We start from the raw sequence: 25,915 nt of genomic DNA on the forward strand, positions 1-25,915 counted from the left end.
GCAAGTGGAAAAGGTTAGGCTAACCTATGCTTCATGAGACTAGCTAAAACTATCACGGCGCTTGTCGTCGCCTCCACGCTCACCCTGGCGGGATGCAGCAGCCCAAGCCATGATTCCAACACCGGAAGTGGTAACAAAGATGTCGCCGTTGGTGGCAGCAAGTTCAACACCGCCGACGCGGAAACCGCTAAATTAGGCAGCGATGCGGCGCCCGGCCAGTTCCCCCGGACCATCACCCACGCCTCCGGAACGACGGAGATCAAAACCAAGCCACAACGGGTAGTGGTGTTGGAGTCCGGTGAACTCGACTCGGTGCTCTCGCTCGGGATCAAGCCGGTGGGGATCACCACCACGAAGGGCGCAAACCCCGTGCCTTCTTACCTGGCTGACCAGCTAAAAGACGTTCCAACCGTGGGCACCATCAACGAAGTCAACGTCGAAGCGATCGCAGCGCTCAAACCAGACCTAATCTTGGGCAGCCAATTGCGTGCGGACAAACTCTACCCACAGCTCGCAGAAATCGCCCCCACAGTCTTTTCCATCCGCCCGGGCTTCCCATGGAAAGAAAACTTCCTGCTCGCCAGCGAAGCACTCGGTATGGAAAAGGAAGCCGAAGCAAAGCTCAACGAGTACGCCACCGAGGTCAGCGGCTTGGGTGCAAGCGTTCCCGACGGCACCACCGTCTCGCTCGTCCGCTTCATGCCAGGGAAGTTGCGCCTTTACGCCAACAAGTCCTTGATCGGAGTGATCCTGAAGGATGCCGGACTGGCACGCCCTGAAATCCAAGACATCGACGACCTCGCGGTGGAGATCTCGCCGGAAACTATCGATAAGGCTGACGGCTCCGTGATCTTCTACTCCTCCTATGGCAAACCAGACGCCACCGGCGAGACCACGGTAACCGAAAGCTCCGCCTGGAAAGCCCTCCCGGCGGTAGCCAATGGCCAAGCCAAGCGTGTCGAAGACGACGTCTGGTTCCTTGGCCTCGGTCCAACTGGCGCGATGCAGATCGTGAAAGACCTGAAGGAACAGCTGCCGAAGAAGTAATTCTTAAGTCAGCGGGTTGGCCTTCGGTGCTGTTGGTTCGGTCTTGGGTGCCGGTGCTGTTGTGTGGGCGTGTTTCTTCGCGAGGGCGTTTGCCTTTGAGGTTGCTCACTTTTTCGATTTTTGTACAGGTTGAAAGGCACTTTGTGGCGTGGCCCGAGCGCGCCGCAGCGTGAGCCGAGCTGCGAGCGCCGCTCTGGGACGCCGCGGTCACCAGCCGGCGAAAAGCCTCTCCAAACGAACTGGGCCGTTGACCACTTCGCCGGGCACGAACATGCGCAGGCAAGGGGCAACTTCGACTCCCCAAGAGCGCAGGGCCTCGCGCCGGGCGAAGATCACAGTGGCGCAGCGGTCTGATAGTCCGGAAGTAAAGAGTGTAACCAGCCCGCCGAGTTCCTCGGCGCGGTAAATCTCCGCGAGGTCGGCGGGGATAAACGGCAGGTCAAGCGCCACTGAGACGCGAGCGACAACGGGGGAGGCGCTCACGCGCGGATCGTCGGCGAAGAGCGGTGGGACTCTCGGCAGGACGCAGGCGACCGCCCCGAGCTGTAGCCAGCCCAGTATTACCTTTTCTACCGCACCCGCCGGCCAATCCTGCACATTATCGGGGAGAAACACCACGATATCTGGAGCTGCGATCATTCCGGTTGGCCGGGCCAACGGGTGAGTAATTCGGCGGGCCAGGGCCACCGACTCCACGTTCTTTTCCGCCTCCGGTTCGTTGATGTTGCGGGCGCCCCAGTCTGGACCGGCGTGCTCGGCTATGGCTGTCGGGACGTGGCGGAAGATCGCGCCTGCGTTCCATGCTCGCCACGCGAAATCCCAGTCCTCGCCACCGTAGCCCACCATTGAGGCGTCGAAACCGCCGATCCGTGTGAAAAAATCTTGGCTGCAGGTCAGCACCGCGGAGATGAGGAATCGCCACGAGGTGTCGTCGGCCGTAGCAAGGTTGGCGGTTCGGGCGTAAGCGTCCGCAAGCCATTCGGGCTGGGAGCCTGCGTGCACACGCTTTCCGACGACCACCGCCCGCGGATCGCGCGCCGCCACCGCGACAGATTCCCGCAGGTAGTCGACGTGCGGGATGGTATCGCCATCCAAGAACGCCAAAATCTCGCCTCTCGCCCGGCTGGCGCCCAGGTTGCGGGCTGCCGCCGCGCGGAATCCTTGATCATCCTGTCGCACCACGGTCACTGAGTCCGGGACGTTCGGGGCTTGTCGGGAACCATCATCGGCGACGATAATCTCCACCTCCCCGGGGTAGTCCTGGTTGTGTAGCGCTTCGAGCAGCAGGTTGAGGTCAGCTTGGTTTTCAAAATAGGGGATGATCACGCTGACGTCAGGCCAGCGCGTCGTCGCTGCTGGGAGGTGGTTTCCCGCGAGTTCGAAAGGTGGGTGACTCCAGAGTTCGCGAAAGCGGTTGCTGACTTCCGCCCAGGTCCAGTTGGTGGGCGGGGTGAGTGGGGTAGCGAAGTCGTCGGGGAGGCTGCGCAGGGTCTCAGTCCAGGAATCGGCGGGGACCGTGGTGATGAAGTTGGGCCAGAGTTCCGCGAGCTCCCGCGAGTAGGAACTGTCGCTGACCAGGACTTTCCTGCCGACGCTGAGCCATTGCATGAGCGATCCGGAAGCTGAGAAGTGTCGATGGGCGCACACCGGCACGCCGACGCCCTGCATCCGCGCGTGCAAATCAATGTCTGGGATGAAGCCCGTGGTTGAGTAGGAAACTCCTAGCTCGTCTGCCAGATCACGCAGAGTCTTGTCCAGGTATTCGTGCCCGGTGGCGAATTTCCCCAAAGCGAGGAGGGACATGTCGGTGCCGGTGAGTGCCCGCAAGACATCTTCATGGCCTTTGCCTGGGTAGATGTAGCCCAGGATGCCCACTGTGGTCGGGTCGGGCTCCACCGTGGAGGCGGGTGCAGCAGTTAAAGGCAGGTGTACCACCTCCACCTCGGTGGGGGCGAAGAAGGCCGCCTCGTGGTGCGAATTAACTACCAGGAGCTGGGCGGATGCCGCGAGGCGTCGATAAGCCTTGGCGCGCCGGGCAAAGCGCTCGGAACCTTCTTCGGGCTGGGGAATGTCGTGGCAGGAGATGCTGAGCGCGCGCCCGGAGGCTAGGTTGAGGACGGCGGTCACGGCGGAGTCTGGGGAGGAACCGAACAGATGGTCCGTAAACGTGAGATGGATGGGCCCGGCAGGTAGCTCGGCGGGCAGCTCAGCCACCGTTTCGGCGCGTACCAGTGGGCCGCCTACCTGCTCGTGCAGCCGGAGTGCGTACTCGACCACGCCGTGCTGCTCAGGGCCGACAATCACATGTACCAGCTTTGTCATTGGGTGAATCCTAAGGTGTTGAGCCGGGCAGCATGACGTCGCAGGCCAGCGGTGACGGCTTCCGGGTAGGCGGCGTAGAAGTCGAGGTGAGCGGCATCGATTTCAGACTGCGCGATGGGTTCACCGTCCTGCAGCCATGTCGGCCGGTGGGTTGATACCCCTAGCGCCTCGGCGGCTGCTGGCAGGATCGGTGCCTGTAGTCGACCCAGCATTTCACGATCCGCCGGAGGCTTTACTTCGCCGCTCATCCCCAGCTCGCGTAGGACCCGGGCGGCTAATTCGGCCAGCGTCGCATTATCTGGATGGTTCAGGGTGTGCCACACCGGGTTGCTTTCTAGGTAGTCGGACATGGCCACGATGCCGTCGCGAAGCTCGCGACGCGCCAGTTCCGCCACATTCACCCGCGCGCACGCCACAAAGGCTTCCGGTGGTACTGGATGACGTTGGCGCAGGCCCGCCGCTTGGGCGAATAGCCGCAGGTCATGGTAGGGGACGAGCGGGGGAGTAAGCCCCGGGTCGTTTGGTGGGCGGATGATGGCGAGGTAGGGGTTGAGGGCGTCGAAACGCAGCACGGGAAACCGCACCACCCGGGCAGCGCGTGGCAGGAGCGTGGCGAGCTGCGCCGTGCCGACGGGCAGACCTCGATAATCGTCACGCACCTGCTGCACGATCAGGACATCCGTGTGAGCCAACGCCGTGCGGACGAAGGGGAGGTCGCTGGCTTCCCACTCGTGGATCGGTGGGATACGGAACGACAACCCAGCGCCAGCGCTATCCAGCAAGATACGCAGGGATTCGGCCTGGCAGTTGCCGATCACCGCGATGCGCGGCAGCCCCTCGGGGTGTGGCAGGGATTTGAGCTGGTAAAACGTCCCGAAATGGTGGTGGCGCGGGGTCACTTCGCGCAGGCTTGTCACCAGCTCTCCTCTCCGGACGTCAATTCACCGCACATATGTTCCGACCGTCGGTATATACTCACCGTAGAACCTTAGGTTTTTCATTTTACCGGAGGGGGGAATTAATAGGTGTCAATATTGTCCATCCCGGCCAACCACCCATACCCACAGGCCGTCATGCGGATGTCTCCTCCAGCCCTGCCTGAGCCGGAACCTTGGTGGCCCCACCCGGCGTTCGAACCGGAATGGTGGGAGCACCACAATCCCGAGATCGTGCACGTCCATTTCGGCTTTGAACATCTCGATCGCCCGCAGATGCACGAATTCTTAAAAGTCCTCCGCGCGCGTCGCATCCCACTGGTGGTGACAGTACACGACATTGACAACCCCCACCTGGCCGACCAAAGCGCTTTCCACGAACTCCTGCGCCTCCTGCTTGCCGACGCCGCCCGCATCCTCACCCTCACGACCGCCGCCCGGGATCGCCTGGTCTCCGAATTCCAGGTCCCGGCCCGAAGCGTTGACGTCGTCCCGCACCCAGCGATCGTCTCTCCGAGCTACGTCCCAGACCCGCTGCCCGCCCCTGAGTATCCGGCTGCGGTTTTTCTCAAGTCGCTGCGTGCCAACACCTCCACTGAACTGCAGTTTTATTCGGAATTCGCGGCTCGGCAACCCCTGACCGTGTTCGTCCACGCGGACCAGTGCGACCACCCCCTCGTCCAGTCCTTGGCTAAAGTGCCTGGCATCACCCTGATTAGCCACGCCCCAATGAACGACGCCACCCTCCACCACACGATCGCCCGCTGCCAGGTCGTGCTGCTGCCTTATATCCGCGGCACCCATTCGGGCTGGCTGGAGATGTGCCGTGACCTGGGCGCATACGTCCTTGCCCCGAACGTAGGCTGCTACCTCAGCCAGGCCGACGATCCGCGTGCGGTCCGCGAATACCCGGTGGGCGATGGTGGTCGCGCAGGCGAGATTGCCGCAGAGCTCGTCACGCTGCCCCGCCTCGTCTTCCAAGGGGATCGGGTGGCCCAGGCGCGCGACGTCGAGAAGCTGCATGCCGAGATGTACCACGAGCTTAGAGGCCCCAAATTCGCGATCGCCCTTGTCGCGCCCTCCCGGTTCCCCGTGCGCGAGCCATACCCAGGTGGGCTGGAGGCTTTTTGTGCCACGGCGCGCGCTGCTTTTCGACGCCACGGGCACCGCGTCGAACTGTATGCGGTGCGTGGCTCCGACGGGCACTGCAGGGAATGGGAATTCCCGGGTGTGGATTGGACTGGCTATGAAGCCCAAGAAACCGACCACACCTACCCGCCGGGCCAGCGCGAAGTTGAAGACGTTGCTTTCGAGCGGTTGCGTGGACATCTCGAACGGGCGGTGGCCGAGGGTGAAATCGACGTCATCCACAACAACAGCCTGCACCCGGGCCTGTTTCTTGGGGATCACCCCTTGCCGATGGTTACAACCTTGCACGCCCCAGGGTTCATCGAGGTCCAGAGTGGAATCGACCTTGCAGCGCGACGCCCGGGCCCGCACCCCGCGGGCATCTTCACCGCCGTCAGCCAAACCACGGCCGCTTCGTGGCAGCTCCCAGAAGCGGCGCACATCCTGCCCAATAGTGTCGACGAAACCTTGTGGCGCCTGGGTGCCGGTGGCGAAGCAGCCATCTGGTTCGGCCGGATCGTGCCGGAAAAGGGCCTGCATATCGCCATCGATGCCTGCCGGATGGCCGGAATACCCCTACGCATCGCCGGGCGCGTGGGCTCGCCTAGTTACTTCGAAGAGGAGCTGCGGCCACGGCTGGGCCCAGACTTGACCTGGCTGGGTGAACTCGCGCACGCGGAGTTGGCGTGGGAGGTGGCCCGCGCGAAGGTATGCGTGGTCACCCCGGCGTGGGAGGAACCTTTTGGGCTCGTCGTCATCGAAGCAATGGCCTGTGGCACCCCAGTCGCAGCACTTGCCCGGGGCGGGGTAGCGGAGATCCTAGCCGACTTCCCCGACCGCCTCGCCACCGACGCCACCGGTCTGGCGCGAGCGCTTGAACGGGCAGCCTCCGCCGACCGCCAGGCGACTGCGCAGTGGGCCGTGGATAGCTTCAGCCTGCGCCGCTTCGCCGACCGCTACACCGAACTCTTTGCGCAGGTGATCGCTTGATCGGAATGTATGCTCACCACCAAGGTTCTGGGCATCTCCACCGCTGCCGAGCCATCGCGCGCTGGTTGGACGACGCCGTGATCCTCTCCTCCGCGCCAGGCGCAGACGTCTCCCTTCCCCTGGATGTCGGCGAAGGTGCCCGCGACACGACAGCCGCGGGCACCTTGCATTGGGCCCCACTCGGCGTGCCCGGATTCACGGCCCGCATGGCCACGATTGCCACCTGGATCAAGGAGAACCAGCCCGCTGCCTTCTATGTGGATACCTCCGTCGAAGTTGTGTGCTTCGTCCGATTGCTCGGCATCCCCGTAATCTGCGTCGCGATGCCCGGCCACCGCGGCGACCCACCCCACCAATTGGCATACTCCCAGGCCAGCGCACTCATCGCGCCGTGGCCATCGACACTCAAGACCCCGCCACACCTCAGAAAGTTCAAGTCCAAACTGTACGCAGTCGGTGGAATCAGCCAGTTCGCAGTCGACCCAACTCCGGGCCCGCGTAACGACGACATCGTGGTGCTGCAGGGTCGTGGCGGCGGGGAACTCCTGCCGGCGTTCGCAGCTCAGCTCTCCGCTTGGGTCCTGGGTGGCGAGAACCGAGTAGCAAATCCCATGCCCTACTTGCAGCGCGCCGGGCTGGTGGTCGCTGCGGCCGGGCAAAACTCCATCGCGGATATCGCCACCGCCGGCGCTCCGGCGATCATCATCCCCGAACAGCGACCTTTTGACGAACAGGAAGCCAATGCTCAGGCCCTGGAATCCCTGGGCCTGGCCACTATTCTGCGCGAGATCCCAGCCGACATCCCCGCTACCTTGCGGGCAGCCCAGCAGAATACCGACTGGTCGGCTTGGCAAACCGCGGGTGCTGCCCAGCGTGCCGCCGAGGTGATTCAGGAGGTAGCGACATGCGGACAGTAGTGGTCACCCTCGCCAACCAAGCACGGATCGATCGAGTGCACACCCAGCACACCTTCCTGCAGCGGCACTGGCCCGGGGTGCAACATGGCATGGTGGCGCTCACTTCGGATACGCGAGTTCCGTCCGGCATCGAGTGCGTCGCAAAGCTGGACGACGCGCGCCCCAACCTCGCCCAAGCCCGCAACCTGGCCGGTGACTGGGCAGCCACGCGTGGCGACGTCGTGGTGTTCATGGATGCCGATTGCCTGCCGGGACCGGAATTGTTGGATCGATATGCGGCCACCCTAGAACTCGACGCGGTGCTGAGCGGGCCGGTCACCTATCTTCCCGAAGGTGCTGACCTGCACCGGCTCGATGATTTGACGGCGCCGCACGAGGTGCGTCCGAACCCGCCCGCGGGGGAATGCCCGGTGGCGACCGCCAAGGAATATGACCTGTTTTGGTCGCTGTCGTTCGCGATGTCTGCGACGCTGTGGCGACGCTGCCGTGACAGCTTCGGTGGATTCGACGAAGGTTTCACCGGCTATGGGGGCGAAGACACCGACTTCGGCTGGCAGCTGCGCGCACATGACATCCCCATGCGCTGGTGCGGTGGCGCCCATGCCTACCACCAGTGGCATCCGGTGTCCCGGCCACCGTGGGAGCACCTTGTGGACATTGTGAGAAACGCGAACTACTTCCAGGAGAAATGGGGGACATGGCCGATGAAAGGCTGGCTGGACCAATTCGCCGCGGCGGATGCGATCCGGATTGAGGCCGGGAAATGGGTGGTCAATCAATGAGCAAATACACGCACGCACTGGTGGTCATCCCCGCGCACGACGAAGAAGAGCACATCGAGGCCTGCTTAGACGCGATCGTACAATCGGCTCAGCTCAGCGGGGTGCATGTGGAGATCGTGGTAGCGCTGGACAAGTGCAGCGATCGTACTGCTGCGATCCTCGAGCGGCTCCCGCACGACTTGCACGCACTGGAATTTTCCTTCGCGATGGTCGGCCGCTCCCGCCACGCCGGTATCACCGCCGGCCTGGTGATTCTCCGAAATGTGCCCACCGAAAACATCTGGATCTTCAACACCGATGCCGACAGCCTGGTGCCTGCCACCTGGATCCGTACCCACCTTTCCTACGCAGCGACGTGTGATGTGGTGACGGGGACGGTCGCACCAGATTGGGGAGATGCCCCGGCAGAGGTAGTCGCCGAGTACGAGGCTCGCTACCAGGCGAAACCTGGGCATCGGCATATCCATGGCGCTAATATGAGCTTCAGTGCCTGCGCCTACCTCGAGGTCGGAGGCTTTCCGTTCACGGTCGAATCCGAGGATGTGGAATTAGTCGACGAGTTCGTTCACAGCGGGTATCGAGTCTCCCGGATAGCCGAGGACCCAGTTCATACCTCGACCAGGCAATCGAATCGCACGCCAGGCGGATTTTCCGGGTATCTGGAGGGGCTGCGCGGAGAGGCGACGCTTGATAGTGATGCCGCGCTACTCGGGGACGCCGCGCCTGTTCGCGACGCCGCGCCCCACCGCTCCGCCGCGCCCCACCGCTCCGCCGCGCCCCACCGCTCCGCCGATTGCCTTTGAGGTTGCTCACTTTTTCAAATTTTGTACAACCTCGAAGGCATTCCGCCACTCCGACAAGAAATTTATTGCCGGGGAGAACGATTTGGGGGTCTCGAGAAGTCTAATAAAGTGTGAACCTTTTAAATTCTGATCCCTATCCACTTGCCCTTTCCGAAACCAAGAGCTTACAAATTTCTCGTCGGCACCTGGCGCGTCGTTACTCACGCGTCGCCCATGGCCTCTATGCGCCCAATCACGTGTTAGCGCGATCCTCACCCCATGCCTGGCCTTTGGTGGCTCGAAGTTTAGCAATTCAAAAATTGTTCCCTAGCTGCGCGCTTTCCGGATTCGCCGCATTAGAAGCCCGAGGCGTGCCCTTCCTGGACCCCCTCGTACCTGTTACTTTCTGGACCACGTCTAACAACACCACCAGGGATTTCAGGTTCAACGCGATTCCCCGACGCGTGTCAGCCCTGCCACCTTGCGAGGGCATCGGGCAACTAACCGTCGTGCCGGTGGCGGACTCAGTAATCGATGCCCTCAAGGCTATCGAGTCTGGGGCCGCCACATGGTGGGTTCCGCTGATTTCCGACCTGAAGAAGGAGGAGATCCGGATGGTGCAAATAGTCGACGCCACCCGCCGGTATATCGGACTGAGCTGGGCAGATTTAAAGGCTGCGGGGCATCGTCGCATCAAACGCAAGCTACTTAAAACCATATGGGCCTTGAGCGATCCCGGCGCTGATTCCCCGCCCGAAACGTACCTGCGACTAGCGGTGCGCGACCTTACCAATTGGACTTCGCAACGGGAGTTCTTCCGGGCTAATGGTGCACGCCTGACAGCTGCGGATCTTGCTGATGAGAAGTCCAAGGTCGCGCTTTTTTACGACGGCGAGCACCACCTACACCGCGATCAGCGGGACTACGATTCGGACGTGACTCAACAATTGAGATTGCAGGGGTGGGAACCGATTCGTATCACAGCGGGACAACTTCGAAATATCAAAGAGTTGAGAATGCGGGTGTGGCACTTCATTGAGCGCAACACCCGTTAGCCGAATGCCTTTGAGGTTGCTCATTTTTTGAATTTTTGTACAACCTCAAAGGCATTCCGCGGTGCGCGCCAGCAGCGCGCACCAGCAGCTCGCACCGCGAGCACCGGCAACACAGAAGCTACTGCTCCCAGGTGCGGTGCTTCGCGAGTTGTTCGGCGAGAACTGCAACTTCCGAACCAACTGGTTTGAAGTGGCGCTCGGACTCGGAAATTAGCAGGTCCGCCTCGATGACATCTGGCTTGTCCATGACTAACAGCGCATCGAATTCCACGGAACGGGTGGTGTCGTAGGTGCGGGAGATGGTGATGTCGCCAAGCTTGCCGCCGTGCTCGGAGATCACCACTGGGGTGAGCTTCTTTGCCTCGAGCTGGTCGATGAGCTTTTGTAGTTTCTGCTCGTCGGTGTGTGTGGTGGTGAGGATTCCCACCTGCCGGCCGTCGATAGGCCAGGATTTGCCGACCTGGCTGAGTGCGGGTGACGGGGTGACCTCGGCGATGTCCGCCTTGGCTGGGTTGGGGAGGCCGAGTCCGCTGGCGACTTTGGCGGCCAGGTCGGCGTCGATGTGTGCGAGGACGTCTACCGCGCGTTCCTTGATGGCCTGCTCATAGCATTTGCCCAGCTCAAAGATGTAGGCCTTGGCTGTGTGCTCCTGCTCCACTGGGCTTAGCGAGCGGTAGAAGAGGGTGGCTTGGGAGAAGTGGTCGTCGAAGGACGCGGGCTTTTCGCGGGTGAATTCGCCAGACACGGCTTGTGGGACCTCGATGAGCGTTGCTTCGCCTGCGATGAATGGGCAGCCACCGCCGACCGAATTGGGGTTGTAGGGCGCGCCGCCGTGGATGGCGGATTGGTGCATGCCGTCGCGGAAGTTGTCGTTGACCGGGGCGTGCGGGCGGTTGATCGGCAGTTGCGAGAAGTTCGGGCCGCCGAGGCGGGAGAGCTGGGTGTCGAGGTACGAGAAGAGTCGGCCCTGGAGAAGTGGGTCATTGGTGAGGTCAATGCCGGGCACCAAGTGCCCGGGGTGGAAGGCGACTTGCTCGGTTTCGGCGAAGTAGTTGGTGGGGTTCGCGTTCAGGGTCATCGTGCCGATGATCTGCACTGGTGCCAATTCCTCGGGGACGAACTTCGTTGGGTCGAGCAGGTCGATGCCTTCGAAGGTTTCTTCGTCGGTGTCGGGGAAGACCTGGACTCCCAGGTCCCACTGCGGGAAGTTGCCGGCCTCGATGTTGTCGGCGAGGTCGCGTCGGTGGAAGTCCGGGTCCATACCGCCGGTGAGCTGCGCTTCTTCCCAGGTCATCGAGTGAACGCCGGCCTTTGGCTTCCAGTGGAACTTCACTAGGCAGGTCTCGCCTTCCGCGTTGATCAGGCGGAAGGTGTGAATGCCGAAACCTTCCATCGTGCGTAGGGAACGTGGGATGCCACGGTCGGACATGTTCCACAGGGTGTGCGCGGTGGCTTCGGTGTGGAGGGTGACGAAGTCCCAAAACGTATCGTGCGCGCTCTGTGCCTGCGGGATCTCCCGGTCGGGGTGTGGTTTACCGGCGTGAATGATGTCGGGGAATTTGATTGCATCTTGAATGAAGAAGACCGGGATGTTGTTGCCCACCAGGTCGAAGTTGCCCTCAGAGGTGTAGAACTTCGTGGCAAAGCCGCGGGTATCGCGCACGGTGTCTGCGGAGCCACGCGAACCTAGCACTGTGGAAAAGCGCACGAAAACAGGTGTTTCGACACCTTTCGCCAGGAACCCAGCCTGCGTGAGTTTGGCAGCCGCGCCGTTCGCCTTGAACACGCCGTGTGCGCCCGCGCCGCGCGCATGGACGGCGCGCTCTGGGATGCGCTCGTGGTCGAAGTGGGTGACCTTCTCGCGGAAGTGATGGTCCTGCATCAGCAGTGGGCCACGTCGACCCGCTTTGAGGGAATGATCCGTGTCGGTAATCCGGGCACCCTGCTGGGTCGTGTGATAGGGCCCTTGCTCGGCCATATCTGCTGGTTGCGCGTGGATTGGGCAGCCAGTCGGGGTGTGGGGCGCGGGTCCGCGCTGATCTGGTTTGGGGGCAATGGGCCCGCTTGGCGACGTCGGTTCGGCCTTAGAAGGTGTCACCGAAGTGGGAGCGCCGGGCAGTGGTTTGTTGTGTGGAGTGTTGGTAGCCATGCGCCCCACCGTAATAGCTATCGGCAGATAATGCTTGCCAAATCGGAAGATTTATCTTATAAGCATCAATGTGTTATTTACGTCGTCCACGGGCAAAAAGCCCAGCTAGCACGGCAAGAACTACCAAGATGCCCACGCCCGCAAGCGCATAAATTCCGATCTTTTTCGAGTCGGAAAAACTATCGACAGTCGGCTCCTGCACCGGGCTTTTCGCCGGGTCGACCGGCTTCGCGGCCGCTACGTTTGGATCCGTAAGAGTGACGACGGCGATCGATTTCCCATCGCGCACGGCCTCCATCACAAACGGATTGTCTGGAGTCGTGCCCTCGGGATAGGTCAGGGTCAGTGTCCGCGCTTCCTTATTGATCTCGCGCTTCACCCCCTTGATTTCCTGCCCATCGACATTGAGGTAGCGCAGTTTCACGCCGTCGGTGCTGGTCCCGCCGAACTTGGACTGCAGGTTCACCGCCTGCATCAGCCCCAGCTTGGCGACGATCCGATTCCCCTCAATCGTGGCGTCCAAAGCAATCTGCTCGGCCTCGCTGCGGTCGACATCCGTTGGAGCTGCACCCCCCGACGCCGGAGACTTGGCAGAACCCGAAGCCGGAGCATCAGGAGCCTCCGGCGAATCACTAGAAGCCGTGGGCGCGGCTGGCGCCGCGGGCGGGGCGACGTCGTTAAGCGCAGTGGGTACCTCGGCCCCCTGCTCAGCGACCAGGTTGATGGACGCAGATTGCCCGGCCACCGTCACCGGTACGGAGGCGCTGCCTGAGGCTGGCGCGGTCACTGTTACGGAGGTTCCGGATGATGACACCGACCAACCCCCGCCGGAGTAATTTGCTTGCACGGGGTATCCGAGGTCCACGGTTGTAGTCTGACCTGCGGGAACGGAGATGGTTTCACCCGCGATGGACTGCAGGTTCATCCCGCCGGGCAGTTGGGCGTGCGCGGGCGTAGCGGACAGGGCCAGGGCGACGGCAATCATCGGGGCAATCAATCGCATGCGACTAGACTACCCTCGACACCATGACGGACTACCACTTTTATGAGCCGCTCGGCGAGATTGGGTTGCCGTATTCGCCGGTGAACGCCATCGTGGCGCCACGTCCCATCGGTTGGATTTCTTCCCTCGCACCCGACGGCACGCCGAACCTTGCGCCGTATAGCTACTTCAACGTGTTTAACCGCCGTCCGCCGATTGTGGGCTTCGCGAGCATCGGCTACAAGGATTCGGTGCGTAACATCGAGGCCACCGGCGAATTCACTTGGAATCTGGTGACGGAGTCACTGGCAGAGGTCATGAACGCTACGTCGGCACGGTTCGCGCCGGAGGTTGACGAGTTTGAGGCTGCGGGCGTCGATAAGCGCCCTGCCCGGTTGGTCGCCCCACCGCTTGTCGACGTCGCCCAGGCCGCATTCGAATGTAGGCTCACGCAAATCGAGCGGCTGCGCGTCGCCTCGGGTGAGTTGACCGACACTTGGGTGGTTTTTGGGGAAGTGGTGGGCGTGCATATCGATAAGTCGTTGCTGGTAGATGGCCTTTTCGATACTGTTGCCGCGGCGCCGGTGGCCCGCGGTGGTGGCCCGGCGACCTACTTCCGGCTCGGCGAGCCTTTTGAGATGCCCGGGCCCTAGTTCGGGTCTGGGAAGGGGGCGTCCTTCAGTGCGCGCTGCAGCTCGAACCCGTCGGCGCCAGTGATCCAAGGGACGTCGGCGACGCCCGATCTGCGGGCCGGCTCGATGGGGGCGGCGGTGCCGTGGGCGAGGACGTGTTCGCCGGGGGTGAGCTCGCGGATGGCCACGCCGAGCACTCGGGAGGGATGTTCGCTGCTGATGTTGCCGTAGGTGAGGGGGTCATGCTGGCCGTCGTCGCCGACGAGGATCCATTTGATGTCGGGGAAGTCGATGATCAGGTTGCGCAGCTGCACCATTTTGTGGGACTGACCATTGCGGAACAACCCGGTGGGGGTGGGTCCCCAGTCGGTCAGAAGCATTGGGCCCTTGGGGAAACCGAACCGTTGCATAAAGTTCACGAGGGCGGGGAAGGTGTTCCAGGCGCCGGTCGATAGGTAGAACACCGGTAGTTCCGCGCCGTAGGTCTGGCGTAAGGACTGGTAGAAATCCGCCATGCCTGGCACCGGCTTGCGGGCGTCGGTGTGGAGGAACCAGGAGTTGTAGGCGGCGATCATGGCGCGGGGGAGCATGGTGACCATGACGGTGTCGTCAATATCGGAGACAAGGCCGACCTCTGTTCCCGGCTCCAGAATGAGTACTTCGGCGGTTGCTGGGCGACCGGCAGGGACGTCGATATGCACTTCGTGCCAGCCTGGGGTGAGGTGGTGGTCGCGGATGAGGATGTCCAGGTAGCCGTTGTCATTGGTGCGGGTTTCCACCTCGCGGTCACCGGCGCGGACGACGACCGGCTCGTGGCCGACCTGCGTGGTGAAGAACTGGCGGAACCCTCGCTGAGCCTCGTTTTGCGGGGCGTGATCCGGCTCCATGAGGACACGCCCGAGCACGCGGACCTTCGACGTGTCGCCGAACCCGAAGTAACCGGTGGCTTGCGGCTTCCACCCGGCCTTGCGTTTCCGCTCGGTGCCAACGCGGTTGATGAGGTGCTCGGCTTTCCGAGCGATGTCTGCGAGTGCCATGCTGCCCAGAGTATCGAAAAGTCCGTTAGGCGTTAGGCTAAGAACTCGAACGATTTGTAAGGAGACTTCGATGGTGGCACGCAAACGCTTTGCGGGTTTCAAGGGCTTTGCGGGCTTCAAGGGCTTTGCGGGTTTCAAGGGCTTTGCGGGTTTCAAGGGCTTTGCGGGTTTCAAGTGGCGTACCCCGCGCATTGACGTCACCCTCAGCTGGAAGATCGCCGCGATCGGCGGTCTGCTCGTGGTGCTAAACCTAGCGATCAACCAGGGGACCTGGGGATTCGGCACGGTGTTCTCCGCGGTGGCAGCCGTGCTGATCGTGGCGTGCGCGCCCCGCTGGCCAGTGGCGATGGGGCTGAGCTATGTGCTGCTTTTCGTTGGGGTTTCCGGGCTGGAAGGTTGGCGCAGCGCAATCGTGGTGCTGTGGTCGGCGCTGCTGGTTGCGATGGTGTCCTACGCCGGGCGGTGGCGATTCGCGGTTGGGCTGGCGGCCGTCTTGGTCTATATCTCGACCACCAGCATGTTCACCGGCATTTTCGTGCCGCAGGATTTCGCCGGCGTCGGCATTTTGGTGTTCCTGATGGCGGCCGGGGTGGGTACTGGTCGGTTAGTGCGCAGCGAGAAGCTGCGCCAGGAGGAGACCGAAAGACTCATGGCCGCTGAGCTGCACAATCACCGGGAGGCGATGGTCAGCACACTGCATGATTCGGTGGCCACGACGCTCACTTCCGTGGTGATGCGAGCCGAAACCCTCGGCTTGCAATGCGAGCCCGGCCCCACGCGTGACACCGCGGAACTCATCGCCGACGAGGCCCGGCAGGCCATGCAGGAAGTGCGGCACCTCATCCAGGTGTCCAAGTCCGCGGACACGACCGACGACATCCCCATTTCCCGCTCCATCAGTGAGCAGATGGCCGTTACCACTCGCTTGCTGCAAAGCCACGGCTTCCGCGTGACGCTCGCCATCGACGACAGCCTGAAGAACCTCATGTTCCCGCCCGAAATGGCACAGGTCTTTGCCGAACTCGCCACCAATGCGGTCAAATACGCCACCCCGCAGTCCGAGGTACAGCTCGTCGTCCGCGCGACCCCGAAGGGCTGCCGCTGCGAACTCGCCAACCAAATCGGGGAGTTCTCCCGGGACATGGCACTCAGCAGCGGCATCGGCCTCAAACGCCTGCACGCCCTGCTCAGCCCCTCCGGCTCCCGCTACTCCCGCCAAATTATCGACGGCCGGTGGCAGGCAGTCATCGAAGTCCCCAGCAAAGCTTTACGACGCTAGTTGTGCTGCTTTGCGCTGCGCTGGGCTGGGTTGCGTGTGCCGTGCTGGGCTCGGTAGGTTGCGCTGGGCTGGGTAGGTTGCGTACGCCGTCGCGCATGCCGTCGCGAGGCCGTCGCGAGGCTGCGAGTTGCTTCAAAACTTCTACCGCGTCCCCTGGGCGTAGTCGGACTACGTAGATCGGTTTTTATTCATGGCTTTTTGGCTCGTGTGTGTAGTCTGACTACGTTGAGGGGACGCGCTAGCACGTGTGCAGCAAAAAGCTCAAACTCGAGTCCGCAGCAAAGCTTTACGACGCTAGTTGTGCTGCTTTGCGCTGCGCTGGGCTGGGTTGCGTGTGCCGTGCTGGGCTCGGTAGGTTGCGCTGGGCTGGGTAGGTTGCGTACGCCGTCGCGCATGCCGTCGCGAGGCCGTCGCGAGGCTGCGAGTTGCTTCAAAACTTCTACCGCGTCCCCTGGGCGTAGTCGGACTACGTAGATTGGTTTTTATTCATGGTTTTTGGCTCGTGTGTGTAGTCTGACTACGTTGAGGGGACGCGCTAGCAGGTGTGCAGCAAAAAGCTCAAACTCGAGTCCGCAGCAAAGCTTTACGACGCTAGTTGTGCTGTGCCGTGCTGGGCTGGGTAGGTTGCGTACGCCGTCGCGCATGCCGTCGCGAGGCCGTCGCGAGGCTGCGAGTTGCTTCAAAACTTCTACCGCGTCCCCTGGGCGTAGTCGGACTACGTAGATCGGCTTTTATTCATGGCTTTTTGGCTCGTGTGTGTAGTCTGACTACGTTGAGGGGACGCGCTAGCACGTGTGCAGCAAAAACCACAAACACCAAAACCACAAACACCAAAACCACCAACACCAAAACCACCAACACCAAAACCACAAACACCAAAACCACCAAACAAAAAGGAACTTTAGTACCCAATTTCAAATTTCATTAGGCAAAACCCATCGCCTGGTTGAATAATTGGAACTTAAGTACCCACTTCGAGGAAGGCAAAGTCGATGAAGGTTCGTCTGTGTGCACCGCTGTTGGCGGTAGGAATGATGTTCGGAGTACCGGCTGTGGCACATGCCCAGGTCGCCGAGGTTGAGGAGACTGTTACCCAAAGCTTCGGGTTCTACTCCGCGATGTCTGACTACTTCTCTTGTACGTACTACCCAACTCGTCCTTGGTGCCCGAACCCATTCGGATAAACCTCGGTGCGTGAAGTAAGGGTGGCTGCTGAAACTTATTCAGCAGCCACCCTTCTTCGTTTCAGGCGCCCAAACCCCACCAACCACAAACCAGCTACCGCAAGAACCGCTGCATGCTTCGGGAGCGCAGCGCGGTCACAGCCAGGCTCAGTCGGGAGGTCACGCCGAACAGGGAGATCAGGTGCGATACTTGTTTCTTCACGGTCGATTCGGCGTAGTGGGTGACTCCGGCGATTTCTTCGTTTGACTTCCCTTCGCAGATCAGCGCTAGGATTTGTTTTTCGTTGGAGTTCAGGGTCGCAAAGACTTCGTCGAATTTCCCTTTATCCGGCTGGTCCGCAGGTTCTGGTGCGGACAGCCGGTCTACGAGGCGGGTCATCGCTTGGGGGGATACGGTTGTGCCGCCTTGCAGGGCGTCTCGCACCGCGGCGATGATCGTCTGTGGCCGACTACTCTTCACGATGTAGCCCGCCCCACCGCCGGTGAGGATGTCAATCATCGTGGCGTCGGTGTCTAGCGCGGTGATCGCCACAAACACTGGCGGGTTGGGGCGCTTCTTCACTTCGCGCAGCAGCGTCACTCCATCCATCTCGGGCATGTGGATGTCCGTCAGGATGATGTCCACCGAAACCCGATCCAGGATTTCCAGGGCCTCCACGCCGTTGCGCGCCTCGGCCGCCACCCGGATGTCTGGGGTGGAGGCGAAATAAGCTTTTAACGACGACATGACCAGGGGATCGTCGTCGACAAGCAGTACCCAGATTTGTTCAGTAGTGTCCATTTCCGCCAGTTTCAAGGAGTGAGGTTCGACAGGGGGCTAGTTGAACACGGGGGCGTCGTCTAGCCTGAGCTCAGCGTAGCGCGACTCGGGTGTCGTGACGGAATATGGCTGGCCAACGGGCTGCCATGATTGGTCGGGTGAGCAGCGTACGTCCTGGACGTCGGCGTCGAGCATCATGAAGCCCCACACGAGCTTGCCTTGCTTGTTGGCGGGCAGTTGGTAGGGGCCCACGGTTTGGCCGAGTGACCAGTGGACGATGCGGGTGTAGTTGAAGCCGTAGGCGCTGGACAAGTACTTTTCTATGTCGCCCTTGGGGGTGACGGTGGCCGATACCTGCAGCGTGGAGGTCCGGGCCTGCGTGACGGTCTGCTTCACCGGGATCGGTTCCGCATTTCGGTTGGCTACGCTGGCGGCGTCGGTCTGGTCGAACCAGCGCCGGGTGGCGGTGACATAAGCCCCGGTTTCGCCGGGCGTCGCGCAGTGCAGTCCTGGCTGGTAGTCGTCGTTCCAGCGCTGCGGCAGGATGTAGTCCGCCGTCCCGGCCGCAGCCGGCAGCGCGGCCACGGAGAGCCCGGCGGCAGCCGGCAGCGCGGCCACGGAGAGCCCGGCCGCAGCCGGCAGCGCGGCCACGGAGAGCCCGGCCGCAGCCGGCAGCGCGGCCACGGAGAGCCCGGCGGCCACCGAAACCCCAGCGGCCGCGAGGGCGGAAAGTAGGCGTTTCATGCGGATCCCTTAGTTGAACTTGATGTTGTCGCGGGTGCTGATCTCGATGTGGCGCTCGGCAGGCAGGGTGGCGGTGAAGGTCTGGCCGGTGCCGTGCCAGGTCTTGTCCTGGCCACAGACGGTCTTTTCGCCGGAGAAGTCAGAAACTACCCAGCCGGCACGCATGACGGCGGTTTTGCCTGGCTCGATGTCGTAAGGGCCGACCACTTCGCCGACCTCGTAGGACTGGGACTGGGAGTAGCTGGTGGAGAAGGAGATCTTGATCAGCTCGAGGATTGGGAAGTCGATGCCGGCGGAGACCTTCCACTCGTTGGTCTTCTTTTCCGTGATGGAACGGGTCAGTGGCAGTGGGGTGGAGTTGTAGTTGGAGACGGTCCAGGTGCCGGCGGAGGCGTCGAAGTAGGTGCGGTCAATCTGGATGGTCTGGCCGGTATCACCTGGGTTTGCGCAGCTAGCGCCGATGGTGGTTGGGTTGGCGGTGCCGTGGTCGCGAACCGGCAGGGCCTGAGCTGGGGTGGCAAGCGATGCGGTGGCGAGGATAGCGATGGCCGAGGAAGCGAAAGTAGCGGCGATGGTGCGCATGGGGGTTCTCCTTGTGAGTGAAAAGTTTAGAAGGCGGTTTGGGTAGGAAGTGGGGTGCTGGTCCACTCGGTGGGTAGGACGTCGACGACCCGTTTGCTGCCGTCACGGCCGGTGATGGTGGCTTCCGCCCAGAATCCAGCCGGAGCGGTAGCGGTTGGGAGGTTGTTGGTCAGGGTGTACTGGCCGTTCTTGCAGGTGAATTCGGAATAGTTCACGCGCATCATGGTGGTGCCGTACTCCACGCGGACGCGGTCGCCTGGCTGCAGCACGAGGTCGTTTAGCGCGGTGCCTACCGGCAGGTAGGCACGCTGGCCTGCGCCGATGGATTCCAGCCAGCCTTCCGGCAACCGGCCGTGGTTACCCCAGTAGTTCATCTGCCCGTTGAACTGGGCGCCGACGACATGGTCGACGATCGGGGTGAAGGTGTATTCCCCTTCCGACCAGTTCAGGAAGTCCTGGGAGTATCCCGGCTTACGGAAGGTCGGCGACACCCCAGAGATCTCGTGCGGGAACCAACCGTGGTTCTGCGTGGTGCACTTATCGCCGAACTTTGGCCAGCTCGGATCGCGCTGTGGGGTCGTCGCTGGTGCGAGCGGTTTGTCTTGGGCGGGGTTGGCTACCTTTTCCAAGCTTGGACCGTTGCTGGCGTGGTAGGTGCCGCCGACCGGCTTTGAGTTTGCGCCCTGGGCCCGCGATGGGATGTCCAGCGCTTGGTTGTCGACGTTGCCGTCGGCGCGGATGATGCTGGCGAAGGCGTAGCGTTCCGCAGGGGCGGTGCCGCGAATCACATCGGAGCCAGGCTGGTTCTGGTAAAAGCCCTGGTGGCAGTCGACGAACATGGCCACGAAGTCCTTTTCCAACACACCAAACTCCACGCGGAAGGACTCGCCTGGGCCGAGTTGGATTGGGCCGAAGGTTTCGCCTTCGATCCAGCCGTTGTCCGTGGTGGCGCCGATGTCCGTCTTGGCGGTGGTGTTCCACCCCGAAGGAAGTTCAGCTGCGGAGTTCGCCTCGATGACGTGGTTGGTGCCGGACTCCACCTTCGCCGTGTAGGACACGGTCTGATCGGTGGTGTTCTTGAACTCCAAGGTGCCGTCGGTCAAGTAGCGACGTGCCGTCTCACCGTAGTGCCAGTCCGGGTAGCCGGCGGCGTGAGCTTCGCTATTGGTGCAGGCCTGGTAGAGCTGCTGGATGGGGTAACCCTGTGGCCATGGCGGAATCTCGGCGTGCGCCGGGGCGATGCTGAGGGCGGCCAGCGCGCTGGCGGCCACGAGTGCGCGTTTGTACATGTCGGTCCTTCGTCGGAGGGACAGTCGGAAAGTGGTTGAGCTACGCGTAACGCTAGACTTCGTGCGAGGCAATTGGTATATACTTTTGGGACCTGGGTACTTTCGTACATTTCCCCGATCCGGGCATTTGACCAGCTCAGACCCCCTATCGCCCAGCCAGCGCCAGAGAAGGTGGATACTTTCGTTCCTTATTCGTGTGAATGTGGTGTTCCAGCGCGAAGGGCGTATGATGACGGCCGTGACTTCGTTACATGCATTGCTTGACGACGACCACCGTGCTGCCACGGTGGCTGGTCTAACAGAGCTAGTGAATTCCACCGTGTCGCAACAGTCCGGCCTGACCGGCTTGACGTTGAAGGGAGGATTGGCGGCTGCCTGCAAGTTCGATCGGCAGGCGGTGGCCAAGGGGTTGGATTTGGCCTTCCCGGACATCGTCAAGGCGATGGAGACCTATTGGAAGACCTACCAAGCTTCGGTGGATTGCTGTTTCGGGATGCACCTGGAAAATGACCGCCAGGGCGTTGCCGGGAAACTTATGACCATCCTGGATCGCCACATCGAAAACGTCGATGTCCCGGCCATGGATAAGGTCTACAGCGCTTGCCGCGCGAAGGGTATGCGGGTGCTGGAGGGCCATGTTGGCGAGTTCGGAAATCTCCTGGAGGAGAACCTCCCAGCTCAAACGACGGACACAGTAGCGTAACAATCTAGGCCGAGCTGAACAGGGGAAATGCCGCACCCGCGGGGGCTATGGCCCGTGGCGTTATCAAGCAGTGACCTTATCGGCCTACCTGCACCGGTAAAACCGGGGACACTGGGTCCTATGGACACTAACAACAAGATCAACGAAACCTTGGACAATGTGCTGGCGAAGGTCCAGCAACTCGTTAATGACGAAGCCCCGCGTTTCCTTCAGCGCGGGTACCTGTTTGCCGGCGAAGTGCGTCGAAAAGCGGGCTTGAATCAGGACAGCGAACAGCCGGTGCGGTTCAACCTGCTCGGCAAGGACACCCTGCTGGTGCGGGGTGCGGAAGGCGTGCGGGCGTTTTATGATCAGACGCTCGTCGATAGGGCGGGCGCGATGCCGAAGTTTATCTCCGGCCCGCTGTTCGGCGAAGGCGCTGTGCACGGGCTCGACGGCGAGCAGCACGCGCACCGCAAACAGGCAATGGCTGCCCTGGCATATGACGACGAGCGCGTGGCCGCCTTCAAGCTCGTGGTCGCTGAGGAAATGGACCGCATGCTGCAGCAATGGCGCGAGCGTGAGGGCAATATCTACGACGATGTCGCGATCGTCTACGGCCGCGCCGCGTTCCGCTGGGCCGGCATCCCGCTTGACGACGAGGAGATGGCGGAACGCGCCGAGCAGATGAGCCGCCTCCTCGATACGTTCGGCACCCCGGCCACCAACCCGATTTCGTGGCTGGAGCGCAAGCGTCTCGACGACTGGTCGGCCGACCTCATCACCCGGGTACGTAACGGGTCGCTGACGGTGGACCCTAATTCGGTGATCGCGCAGGTCGCCAAGCTTGACGACGTTTCCGGTGAGCTCCTCCCCGCCAAGACCGCGGGCATCGAGCTGCAAAACCTCACCCGCCCGACTGTCGCCGTTGCGCGCTTCGCGGCCTTCGCCGCGGCGGAGCTGGTGCAACACCAGGATTGGATCGAGCGTATCCGTACCGCAGGCGAGCAGGATTCGCCGGAGGCTGTGGCGTTTGCGCAGGAAATCCGCCGCACGAAGCCGTTCGTGCCGATGCTGCCCGCGCTGGTCAAGCGCGACGGTGAGATCAGTGGCTGCCCGGTGCACAAGGGCCAGCGACTGCTCATCGACATCCTGGGCACCAACACCGGCCCTACCTGGGACCGCCCCGGCACCTTCGACCCGGAGCGCTTCCTGGGTGTTGACGGCGAAAGCATTGACACCTTCATCCCGCAAGGTGGCGCTGACGTTTTCACCGGGCACCGCTGCCCAGGCGAGAAGATTGCCGTGACCGCGCTGGCCACGACGATCAACGCGCTGTGCCGCCCCGAGGTCCGAATTTCCGACGACCAGGTGGACACCGCATTCTCCTGGACGAAGATGCTCACCCGCCCAGAGACGGGCGTGCGCGTCTCAGTGGCTGGCTAGTGGCTAGCTAGAAGACGAAGCGGTCGAGGAAGCGCTGGGCGCGTTCGGTCTGCGGGTTGTCGAAGAATTCCTCCGGCTTGCCGGTCTCGACAATACGGCCAGCGTCCATGAACACGACGCGGTCGGACACCGCCCGCGCGAAGGGCATCTCATGGGTGACCAGCAGCATGGTGATGCCTGACTTCGCCAGATCGGCCACGACGTCTAGGACTTCCCGCACGATCTCTGGATCCAGCGAGGCGGTGATCTCGTCGAGGAGGAGCACCTTCGGGTTCATCATCAACGCTCGGACGATGGCCACGCGCTGCTTTTGTCCGCCGGAGAGCTCGCGGGGCATTGCCTCTTCACGGCCGGCCAGCCCCACGCGGGCCAAGAGCTCTGAGGCGCGTTCGCGGGCGCTGTTGGTATCTGCACGCTGCACGACCTTCGGCCCGAGCAGCAGGTTTTGCATCACGTTGAGGTGGGGGAAGAGTTCGTAGCTCTGAAAAACCATGCCGATGTCTTGGCGGACGGATCGCCAATCGGTACGGCCCGGAGCGATCTGCGTGCCGTCGAAGGTGATCGTGCCACCTTGGATCGGTTCGAGCCCGTTGATGGTCTTGAGCAGGGTGGACTTTCCGCAGCCCGACGGGCCGATGATCGCGATTACTTCGCCCGCCGCGATATCTAGGGTGACCCCGTCGAGCGCGGTGCGACTGCCGTAGTGCTTAGTTACTTGGTTGAGTTCGAGCATTAGCGGTTCCATTTTCGTTCGAGACGGCGGGCCAGCCAGCCGATGGGGAAGCAGACAGCGAAGTACAGCAGGAAGACCACGCCATAGATCCACAGTGCCGCGCCGGGGTAGGTGAAGCGGTTGGCGTCGATGATCTGCTGGGCGACTTTCAGCACCTCAACCACACCGATCAACACGACCAGCGAGGTGGTCATGATCATGCGGTTCGTGAGGTTGATGGTAACGGGGACGAGGCGTCGGAGTGCCTGGGGGAGGACGACGTGCCGGTACAGCTCGGCGTCGGAAAGCCCCAGGGCGCGGCCGGAGGAGAATTGGTGGGCAGGGATCGATTTCAGGGCCCCGCGGACCAGGTCGCCCATCTCGGCAGTGCCCCACAGGGTGAACACGAGGACGGCGGCGGCGCGGGCATTGAGGTTGATGCCCGCGGTTTTCGTGAGTTCGAAGTAGACCAAGAACAGCAGCACGAGTTGGGGCATGATGCGAATGAACTGCAGGTAGGCCCAGGTTATAGCTTGGACGACGCGGTTTCGTGAGGTCATCACCACGCCGAGGAGGGTGCCGAGGACGATGGAGAGCGCCATCGAAATGAGCGCGATCTCGACGGAAATCCACAGGCCCTGGAGCAGACGAAGGAAGTTGTTGCCCTGGGTGAGGACGCTAAGATCCGAAAGTCGCACGACGCACCCGCCTTTCCACCGCGCCAGCAATCACAGAGACAGGCAGCAAAATGACCAGGTAAAACGCCACGAGCAGCAGTAGTGCTTCGCGGGTGTTGTAGGTTTGCCCAATCTGTTCCTTGGCCACGAACACCAGGTCCGGCAAAGCGACGACGCCCACCACGGACGTCTCTTTGATGAGGAACACCATATTCGCCGTCACCGCAGGCAGAGACACCGCGGCGGCCTGCGGGGCGATGACGTGGCGCAAGGCTTCCAGCCGGGAAAGGCCCAGCGAGAAGGCGGTTTGCCACTGGATGTCCTCGACCGCTTCAATGCCGGCGCGCATGGCTTCGGCCATGTAGGAGCCACCGAGGAAGGTCAGGCCGATGACTGCACATTGCTCGGAGCTCAGCACGATCCCTAGTTTGGGGAGGCCGAAGTAGAGGAAGAAGAGTTGGACGATCAGCGGCGAGTTGCGGGAGAGTTCGACGTAGCCCTGCGCGAGTTGCGCCAGGACGGGGATCCGGAAGTAGCGGACCGCAGCCACAATTAGGCCCACGACCAGGGCCAACAAAATGCCTAAGGCGGCAACCCTCGCGGTGAGGATTGCCGCTTGCGCGAACAGCGGGGTGTTGTCCCGCAGGACGTTAAGGTCCATCAGGGGTTTAGAGCTTTCCGCCCTCGACCACGAGGTCGTCTGCGTTGACGTCGTCGCCGTAGACAGGCTTCAGGGTCTTATCGAAGTTCTGGTGGAAGAAGTTTTCCTTGCCCAGCGCGGTCAGGTTGTCGTTGATGGCCTGCAGGACGGTGGTGTTGCCCTTCTGCACTGCGGGCGCGATGGTGTCCTTTTCGCCGAGGTCGGTGATCGAGGTGATGAAGCCCTTCGTAGCGCCAGTCCATGCCAATGCCTCGGTGTTGTCGGTGACCCAGGCGTCGCCACGGCCGTCGATAAGCGCGTTGGTGGCCTCGGTGTACTGCTCGAACTTGGTGAGCTTGACCTCAGGGTGCGTCTTGGTCAGGTAGGCCTCGGCCGTGGTGCCCTTGACGACGATGACTTTCTTGTCTTTGAGCTGGTCGGCGGACTTGATCTCCTTGCCCTCTGGGCTCACGACGCCCAGCGCGACCTTCATGTACGGGTTGGCGAAGTCAACCTTTTCCTTGCGCTCCGGGGTCACCGTGAAGTTCGCGAGGATGACGTCGACCTTGCCGGACTCGAGGAATTCCACGCGGGAGGCGGCCTCAACCGGGATGAACTCGGCCTTAACACCCAGATCCTGGGCGAGGCGCTTGCCGTATTCGACGTCGTAACCTGCGTAATTGCCCTGGGCATCGACGTAGCCGAACGGGGCCTTGTCGGAGAACACACCCAGCTTGATGGTGCCGGCCTGCTTGATCTGCTCGAGGGTGCGGGCGGCACCTGGCTTGGCGTTGTCCTTCGCGCCGCTGTTGTTATCGGCGGCGGGCTCGCTCGAGCATGCAGTCAGTGCGAGGAGCGCGGTGGCGAGGAGTGCGAAGAAAACTAGGAAGATAGAGCTGCGACGAGCTGCTTGGATTCGCATAGGAAGTCTTTCGGTAGGCGCGGTCCGCGTTGGCGCGGTTGCGGTATTGATTACTTCAATTGACTATATAGTACAAGGCGTTCTAAACCTAATAGACCGCTTGGTCTAGAGGGTGTGCCTGGGGTGTGGGGGTGTGTGCGCGGAAGCCGCCGAGACCAACGCCACATTCCCATCACATTCATTTGTTTTATGATTAGTTGACCTGTCCCCGTCCGTTCCCTTCATCTCAACCTCGAAATG

The 25,915-nt window shown here is 62.0% G+C and carries 24 protein-coding genes; 11 read left to right on the plus strand and 13 right to left on the minus strand.

Going from position 1 to position 25,915, the window contains the following annotated elements; genetic code table 11:
• Positions 1-33: 33 nt before the first annotated feature.
• On the plus strand, positions 34-1,047 hold the full coding sequence (locus CEPID_RS00460) for an ABC transporter substrate-binding protein (protein ID WP_047239299.1): 1,014 nt from the start codon (positions 34-36) through the stop codon (positions 1,045-1,047).
• A 207-nt stretch (positions 1,048-1,254) separates the two neighbouring features.
• Here CEPID_RS00460 and CEPID_RS13520 read toward each other — a convergent pair whose 3' ends face one another.
• Together CEPID_RS13520 and CEPID_RS00475 are read right to left on the minus strand one after the other, a co-directional pair.
• Positions 1,255-3,369 (minus strand): glycosyltransferase, encoded by a 2,115-nt coding sequence (locus tag CEPID_RS13520; protein WP_236684262.1) that lies wholly within the window; start codon positions 3,367-3,369, stop codon positions 1,255-1,257.
• On the minus strand, positions 3,366-4,286 hold the full coding sequence (locus CEPID_RS00475) for a WcbI family polysaccharide biosynthesis putative acetyltransferase (protein WP_236684263.1): 921 nt from the start codon (positions 4,284-4,286) through the stop codon (positions 3,366-3,368). The genes CEPID_RS13520 and CEPID_RS00475 overlap by 4 nt, the downstream gene beginning before the upstream one ends.
• Before the next feature lie 108 nt (positions 4,287-4,394).
• Here CEPID_RS00475 and CEPID_RS12685 point away from each other — a divergent pair, with 108 nt between their 5' ends.
• The 5 genes from CEPID_RS12685 (at position 4,395) to CEPID_RS00505 (ending at position 9,958) form a co-directional block, all read left to right on the plus strand.
• Positions 4,395-6,422, plus strand: a complete 2,028-nt coding sequence (locus CEPID_RS12685) for a glycosyltransferase (protein ID WP_144413388.1) — start codon at positions 4,395-4,397, stop codon at positions 6,420-6,422.
• A gap of 5 nt (positions 6,423-6,427) precedes the next feature.
• Positions 6,428-7,339: a glycosyltransferase gene (locus tag CEPID_RS13525; RefSeq protein ID WP_330217770.1), complete on the plus strand. Its 912-nt coding sequence runs from the start codon at positions 6,428-6,430 to the stop codon at positions 7,337-7,339.
• The gene (locus tag CEPID_RS13530) at positions 7,327-8,121 is read left to right on the plus strand and encodes a glycosyltransferase family 2 protein (protein WP_047239301.1); all 795 of its coding nucleotides are present in this window, start codon (positions 7,327-7,329) and stop codon (positions 8,119-8,121) included. Before CEPID_RS13525 ends, CEPID_RS13530 begins: the two co-directional genes overlap by 13 nt.
• The gene (locus tag CEPID_RS00500; protein ID WP_052843243.1) at positions 8,118-8,924 is read left to right on the plus strand and encodes a glycosyltransferase; all 807 of its coding nucleotides are present in this window, start codon (positions 8,118-8,120) and stop codon (positions 8,922-8,924) included. Before CEPID_RS13530 ends, CEPID_RS00500 begins: the two co-directional genes overlap by 4 nt.
• A gap of 494 nt (positions 8,925-9,418) precedes the next feature.
• Positions 9,419-9,958 carry a hypothetical protein gene (locus CEPID_RS00505; protein WP_158407998.1) on the plus strand — a complete coding sequence of 180 codons (540 nt, stop codon included), beginning with the start codon at positions 9,419-9,421 and terminating at the stop codon, positions 9,956-9,958.
• 118 nt (positions 9,959-10,076) lie between these two features.
• Here the strand turns inward: CEPID_RS00505 and CEPID_RS00510 are convergent, their stop codons facing one another.
• Together CEPID_RS00510 and CEPID_RS00515 are read right to left on the minus strand one after the other, a co-directional pair.
• A complete protein-coding gene (locus tag CEPID_RS00510; RefSeq protein WP_047239303.1) occupies positions 10,077-12,107 on the minus strand; it encodes a catalase in 2,031 nt (676 codons plus the stop codon).
• Between the two features lie 73 nt (positions 12,108-12,180).
• Entirely contained in the window at positions 12,181-13,110 is a 930-nt protein-coding gene (locus CEPID_RS00515) for a hypothetical protein (protein ID WP_052843245.1), read from the minus strand.
• A gap of 23 nt (positions 13,111-13,133) precedes the next feature.
• On the opposite strand from CEPID_RS00515, the gene CEPID_RS00520 reads away from it, so the two are divergent.
• Positions 13,134-13,742, plus strand: coding sequence for a flavin reductase family protein (locus CEPID_RS00520; protein ID WP_047239304.1), 609 nt, complete (start codon positions 13,134-13,136; stop codon positions 13,740-13,742).
• Here the strand turns inward: CEPID_RS00520 and CEPID_RS00525 are convergent.
• Positions 13,739-14,758, minus strand: a complete 1,020-nt coding sequence (locus CEPID_RS00525) for an App1 family protein (protein WP_047239305.1) — start codon at positions 14,756-14,758, stop codon at positions 13,739-13,741. The genes CEPID_RS00520 and CEPID_RS00525 overlap by 4 nt on opposite strands.
• Before the next feature lie 70 nt (positions 14,759-14,828).
• Here CEPID_RS00525 and CEPID_RS00530 point away from each other — a divergent pair, with 70 nt between their 5' ends.
• Positions 14,829-16,037 (plus strand): sensor histidine kinase, encoded by a 1,209-nt coding sequence (locus CEPID_RS00530; protein WP_052843248.1) that lies wholly within the window; start codon positions 14,829-14,831, stop codon positions 16,035-16,037.
• Between the two features lie 992 nt (positions 16,038-17,029).
• Complete coding sequence (locus tag CEPID_RS13035; protein WP_144413391.1) at positions 17,030-17,221, plus strand: hypothetical protein; 192 nt, start codon at positions 17,030-17,032, stop codon at positions 17,219-17,221.
• A gap of 94 nt (positions 17,222-17,315) precedes the next feature.
• On the opposite strand, the gene CEPID_RS00535 is transcribed toward CEPID_RS13035, so the two are convergent.
• The 4 genes from CEPID_RS00535 to CEPID_RS00550 are packed head-to-tail and all read right to left on the minus strand — an operon-like array spanning position 17,316 to position 20,596.
• Positions 17,316-18,002 carry a response regulator gene (locus CEPID_RS00535; RefSeq protein WP_047239306.1) on the minus strand — a complete coding sequence of 229 codons (687 nt, stop codon included), beginning with the start codon at positions 18,000-18,002 and terminating at the stop codon, positions 17,316-17,318.
• 36 nt (positions 18,003-18,038) lie between these two features.
• A complete protein-coding gene (locus CEPID_RS00540) occupies positions 18,039-18,725 on the minus strand; it encodes a hypothetical protein (RefSeq protein ID WP_236684264.1) in 687 nt (228 codons plus the stop codon).
• 9 nt (positions 18,726-18,734) lie between these two features.
• The gene (locus CEPID_RS00545; RefSeq protein WP_047239307.1) at positions 18,735-19,307 is read right to left on the minus strand and encodes a hypothetical protein; all 573 of its coding nucleotides are present in this window, start codon (positions 19,305-19,307) and stop codon (positions 18,735-18,737) included.
• A gap of 26 nt (positions 19,308-19,333) precedes the next feature.
• A complete protein-coding gene (locus CEPID_RS00550) occupies positions 19,334-20,596 on the minus strand; it encodes a hypothetical protein (protein WP_047239308.1) in 1,263 nt (420 codons plus the stop codon).
• 238 nt (positions 20,597-20,834) lie between these two features.
• Between CEPID_RS00550 and CEPID_RS00555 the strand changes: the two genes are divergently transcribed.
• Together CEPID_RS00555 and CEPID_RS00560 are read left to right on the plus strand one after the other, a co-directional pair.
• Entirely contained in the window at positions 20,835-21,299 is a 465-nt protein-coding gene (locus tag CEPID_RS00555) for a DUF6918 family protein (protein WP_144413392.1), read from the plus strand.
• Positions 21,300-21,419: 120 nt separating this feature from the next.
• Positions 21,420-22,724, plus strand: a complete 1,305-nt coding sequence (locus CEPID_RS00560) for a cytochrome P450 (protein ID WP_144413393.1) — start codon at positions 21,420-21,422, stop codon at positions 22,722-22,724.
• A 7-nt stretch (positions 22,725-22,731) separates the two neighbouring features.
• On the opposite strand, the gene CEPID_RS00565 is transcribed toward CEPID_RS00560, so the two are convergent.
• From CEPID_RS00565 to CEPID_RS00580, 4 genes are read right to left on the minus strand one after another with little or no spacing between them, the layout of a single operon-like run.
• Complete coding sequence (locus tag CEPID_RS00565; RefSeq protein ID WP_144413394.1) at positions 22,732-23,457, minus strand: amino acid ABC transporter ATP-binding protein; 726 nt, start codon at positions 23,455-23,457, stop codon at positions 22,732-22,734.
• The gene (locus tag CEPID_RS00570) at positions 23,457-24,134 is read right to left on the minus strand and encodes an amino acid ABC transporter permease (protein WP_047239311.1); all 678 of its coding nucleotides are present in this window, start codon (positions 24,132-24,134) and stop codon (positions 23,457-23,459) included. The genes CEPID_RS00565 and CEPID_RS00570 overlap by 1 nt, the downstream gene beginning before the upstream one ends.
• Positions 24,115-24,774: an amino acid ABC transporter permease gene (locus CEPID_RS00575; RefSeq protein WP_047239312.1), complete on the minus strand. Its 660-nt coding sequence runs from the start codon at positions 24,772-24,774 to the stop codon at positions 24,115-24,117. Before CEPID_RS00575 ends, CEPID_RS00570 begins: the two co-directional genes overlap by 20 nt.
• A gap of 7 nt (positions 24,775-24,781) precedes the next feature.
• Complete coding sequence (locus CEPID_RS00580; protein ID WP_047239313.1) at positions 24,782-25,675, minus strand: transporter substrate-binding domain-containing protein; 894 nt, start codon at positions 25,673-25,675, stop codon at positions 24,782-24,784.
• Between the last annotated feature and the right edge of the window lie 240 nt (positions 25,676-25,915).

The sequence above is a fragment of the Corynebacterium epidermidicanis genome (assembly GCF_001021025.1).
In the GTDB taxonomy this organism is placed as follows: Bacteria; Actinomycetota; Actinomycetes; order Mycobacteriales; family Mycobacteriaceae; genus Corynebacterium; species Corynebacterium epidermidicanis.

Coding starts and splice junctions, on each gene's coding strand:
- CEPID_RS00460 (WP_047239299.1), top strand. CDS start 34: ATGAGACTAGCTAAAACTATCACGGCGCTTGTCGTCGCCTCCACGCTC.
- CEPID_RS13520 (WP_236684262.1), bottom strand. CDS start 3,369: ATGACAAAGCTGGTACATGTGATTGTCGGCCCTGAGCAGCACGGCGTG.
- CEPID_RS13525 (WP_330217770.1), top strand. CDS start 6,428: ATGTATGCTCACCACCAAGGTTCTGGGCATCTCCACCGCTGCCGAGCC.
- CEPID_RS13530 (WP_047239301.1), top strand. CDS start 7,327: ATGCGGACAGTAGTGGTCACCCTCGCCAACCAAGCACGGATCGATCGA.
- CEPID_RS00500 (WP_052843243.1), top strand. CDS start 8,118: ATGAGCAAATACACGCACGCACTGGTGGTCATCCCCGCGCACGACGAA.
- CEPID_RS00510 (WP_047239303.1), bottom strand. CDS start 12,107: ATGGCTACCAACACTCCACACAACAAACCACTGCCCGGCGCTCCCACT.
- CEPID_RS00515 (WP_052843245.1), bottom strand. CDS start 13,110: ATGCGATTGATTGCCCCGATGATTGCCGTCGCCCTGGCCCTGTCCGCT.
- CEPID_RS00520 (WP_047239304.1), top strand. CDS start 13,134: ATGACGGACTACCACTTTTATGAGCCGCTCGGCGAGATTGGGTTGCCG.
- CEPID_RS00525 (WP_047239305.1), bottom strand. CDS start 14,758: ATGGCACTCGCAGACATCGCTCGGAAAGCCGAGCACCTCATCAACCGC.
- CEPID_RS00530 (WP_052843248.1), top strand. CDS start 14,829: ATGGTGGCACGCAAACGCTTTGCGGGTTTCAAGGGCTTTGCGGGCTTC.
- CEPID_RS13035 (WP_144413391.1), top strand. CDS start 17,030: ATGAAGGTTCGTCTGTGTGCACCGCTGTTGGCGGTAGGAATGATGTTC.
- CEPID_RS00535 (WP_047239306.1), bottom strand. CDS start 18,002: ATGGACACTACTGAACAAATCTGGGTACTGCTTGTCGACGACGATCCC.
- CEPID_RS00540 (WP_236684264.1), bottom strand. CDS start 18,725: ATGAAACGCCTACTTTCCGCCCTCGCGGCCGCTGGGGTTTCGGTGGCC.
- CEPID_RS00545 (WP_047239307.1), bottom strand. CDS start 19,307: ATGCGCACCATCGCCGCTACTTTCGCTTCCTCGGCCATCGCTATCCTC.
- CEPID_RS00550 (WP_047239308.1), bottom strand. CDS start 20,596: ATGTACAAACGCGCACTCGTGGCCGCCAGCGCGCTGGCCGCCCTCAGC.
- CEPID_RS00560 (WP_144413393.1), top strand. CDS start 21,420: ATGGACACTAACAACAAGATCAACGAAACCTTGGACAATGTGCTGGCG.
- CEPID_RS00565 (WP_144413394.1), bottom strand. CDS start 23,457: ATGCTCGAACTCAACCAAGTAACTAAGCACTACGGCAGTCGCACCGCG.
- CEPID_RS00575 (WP_047239312.1), bottom strand. CDS start 24,774: ATGGACCTTAACGTCCTGCGGGACAACACCCCGCTGTTCGCGCAAGCG.
- CEPID_RS00580 (WP_047239313.1), bottom strand. CDS start 25,675: ATGCGAATCCAAGCAGCTCGTCGCAGCTCTATCTTCCTAGTTTTCTTC.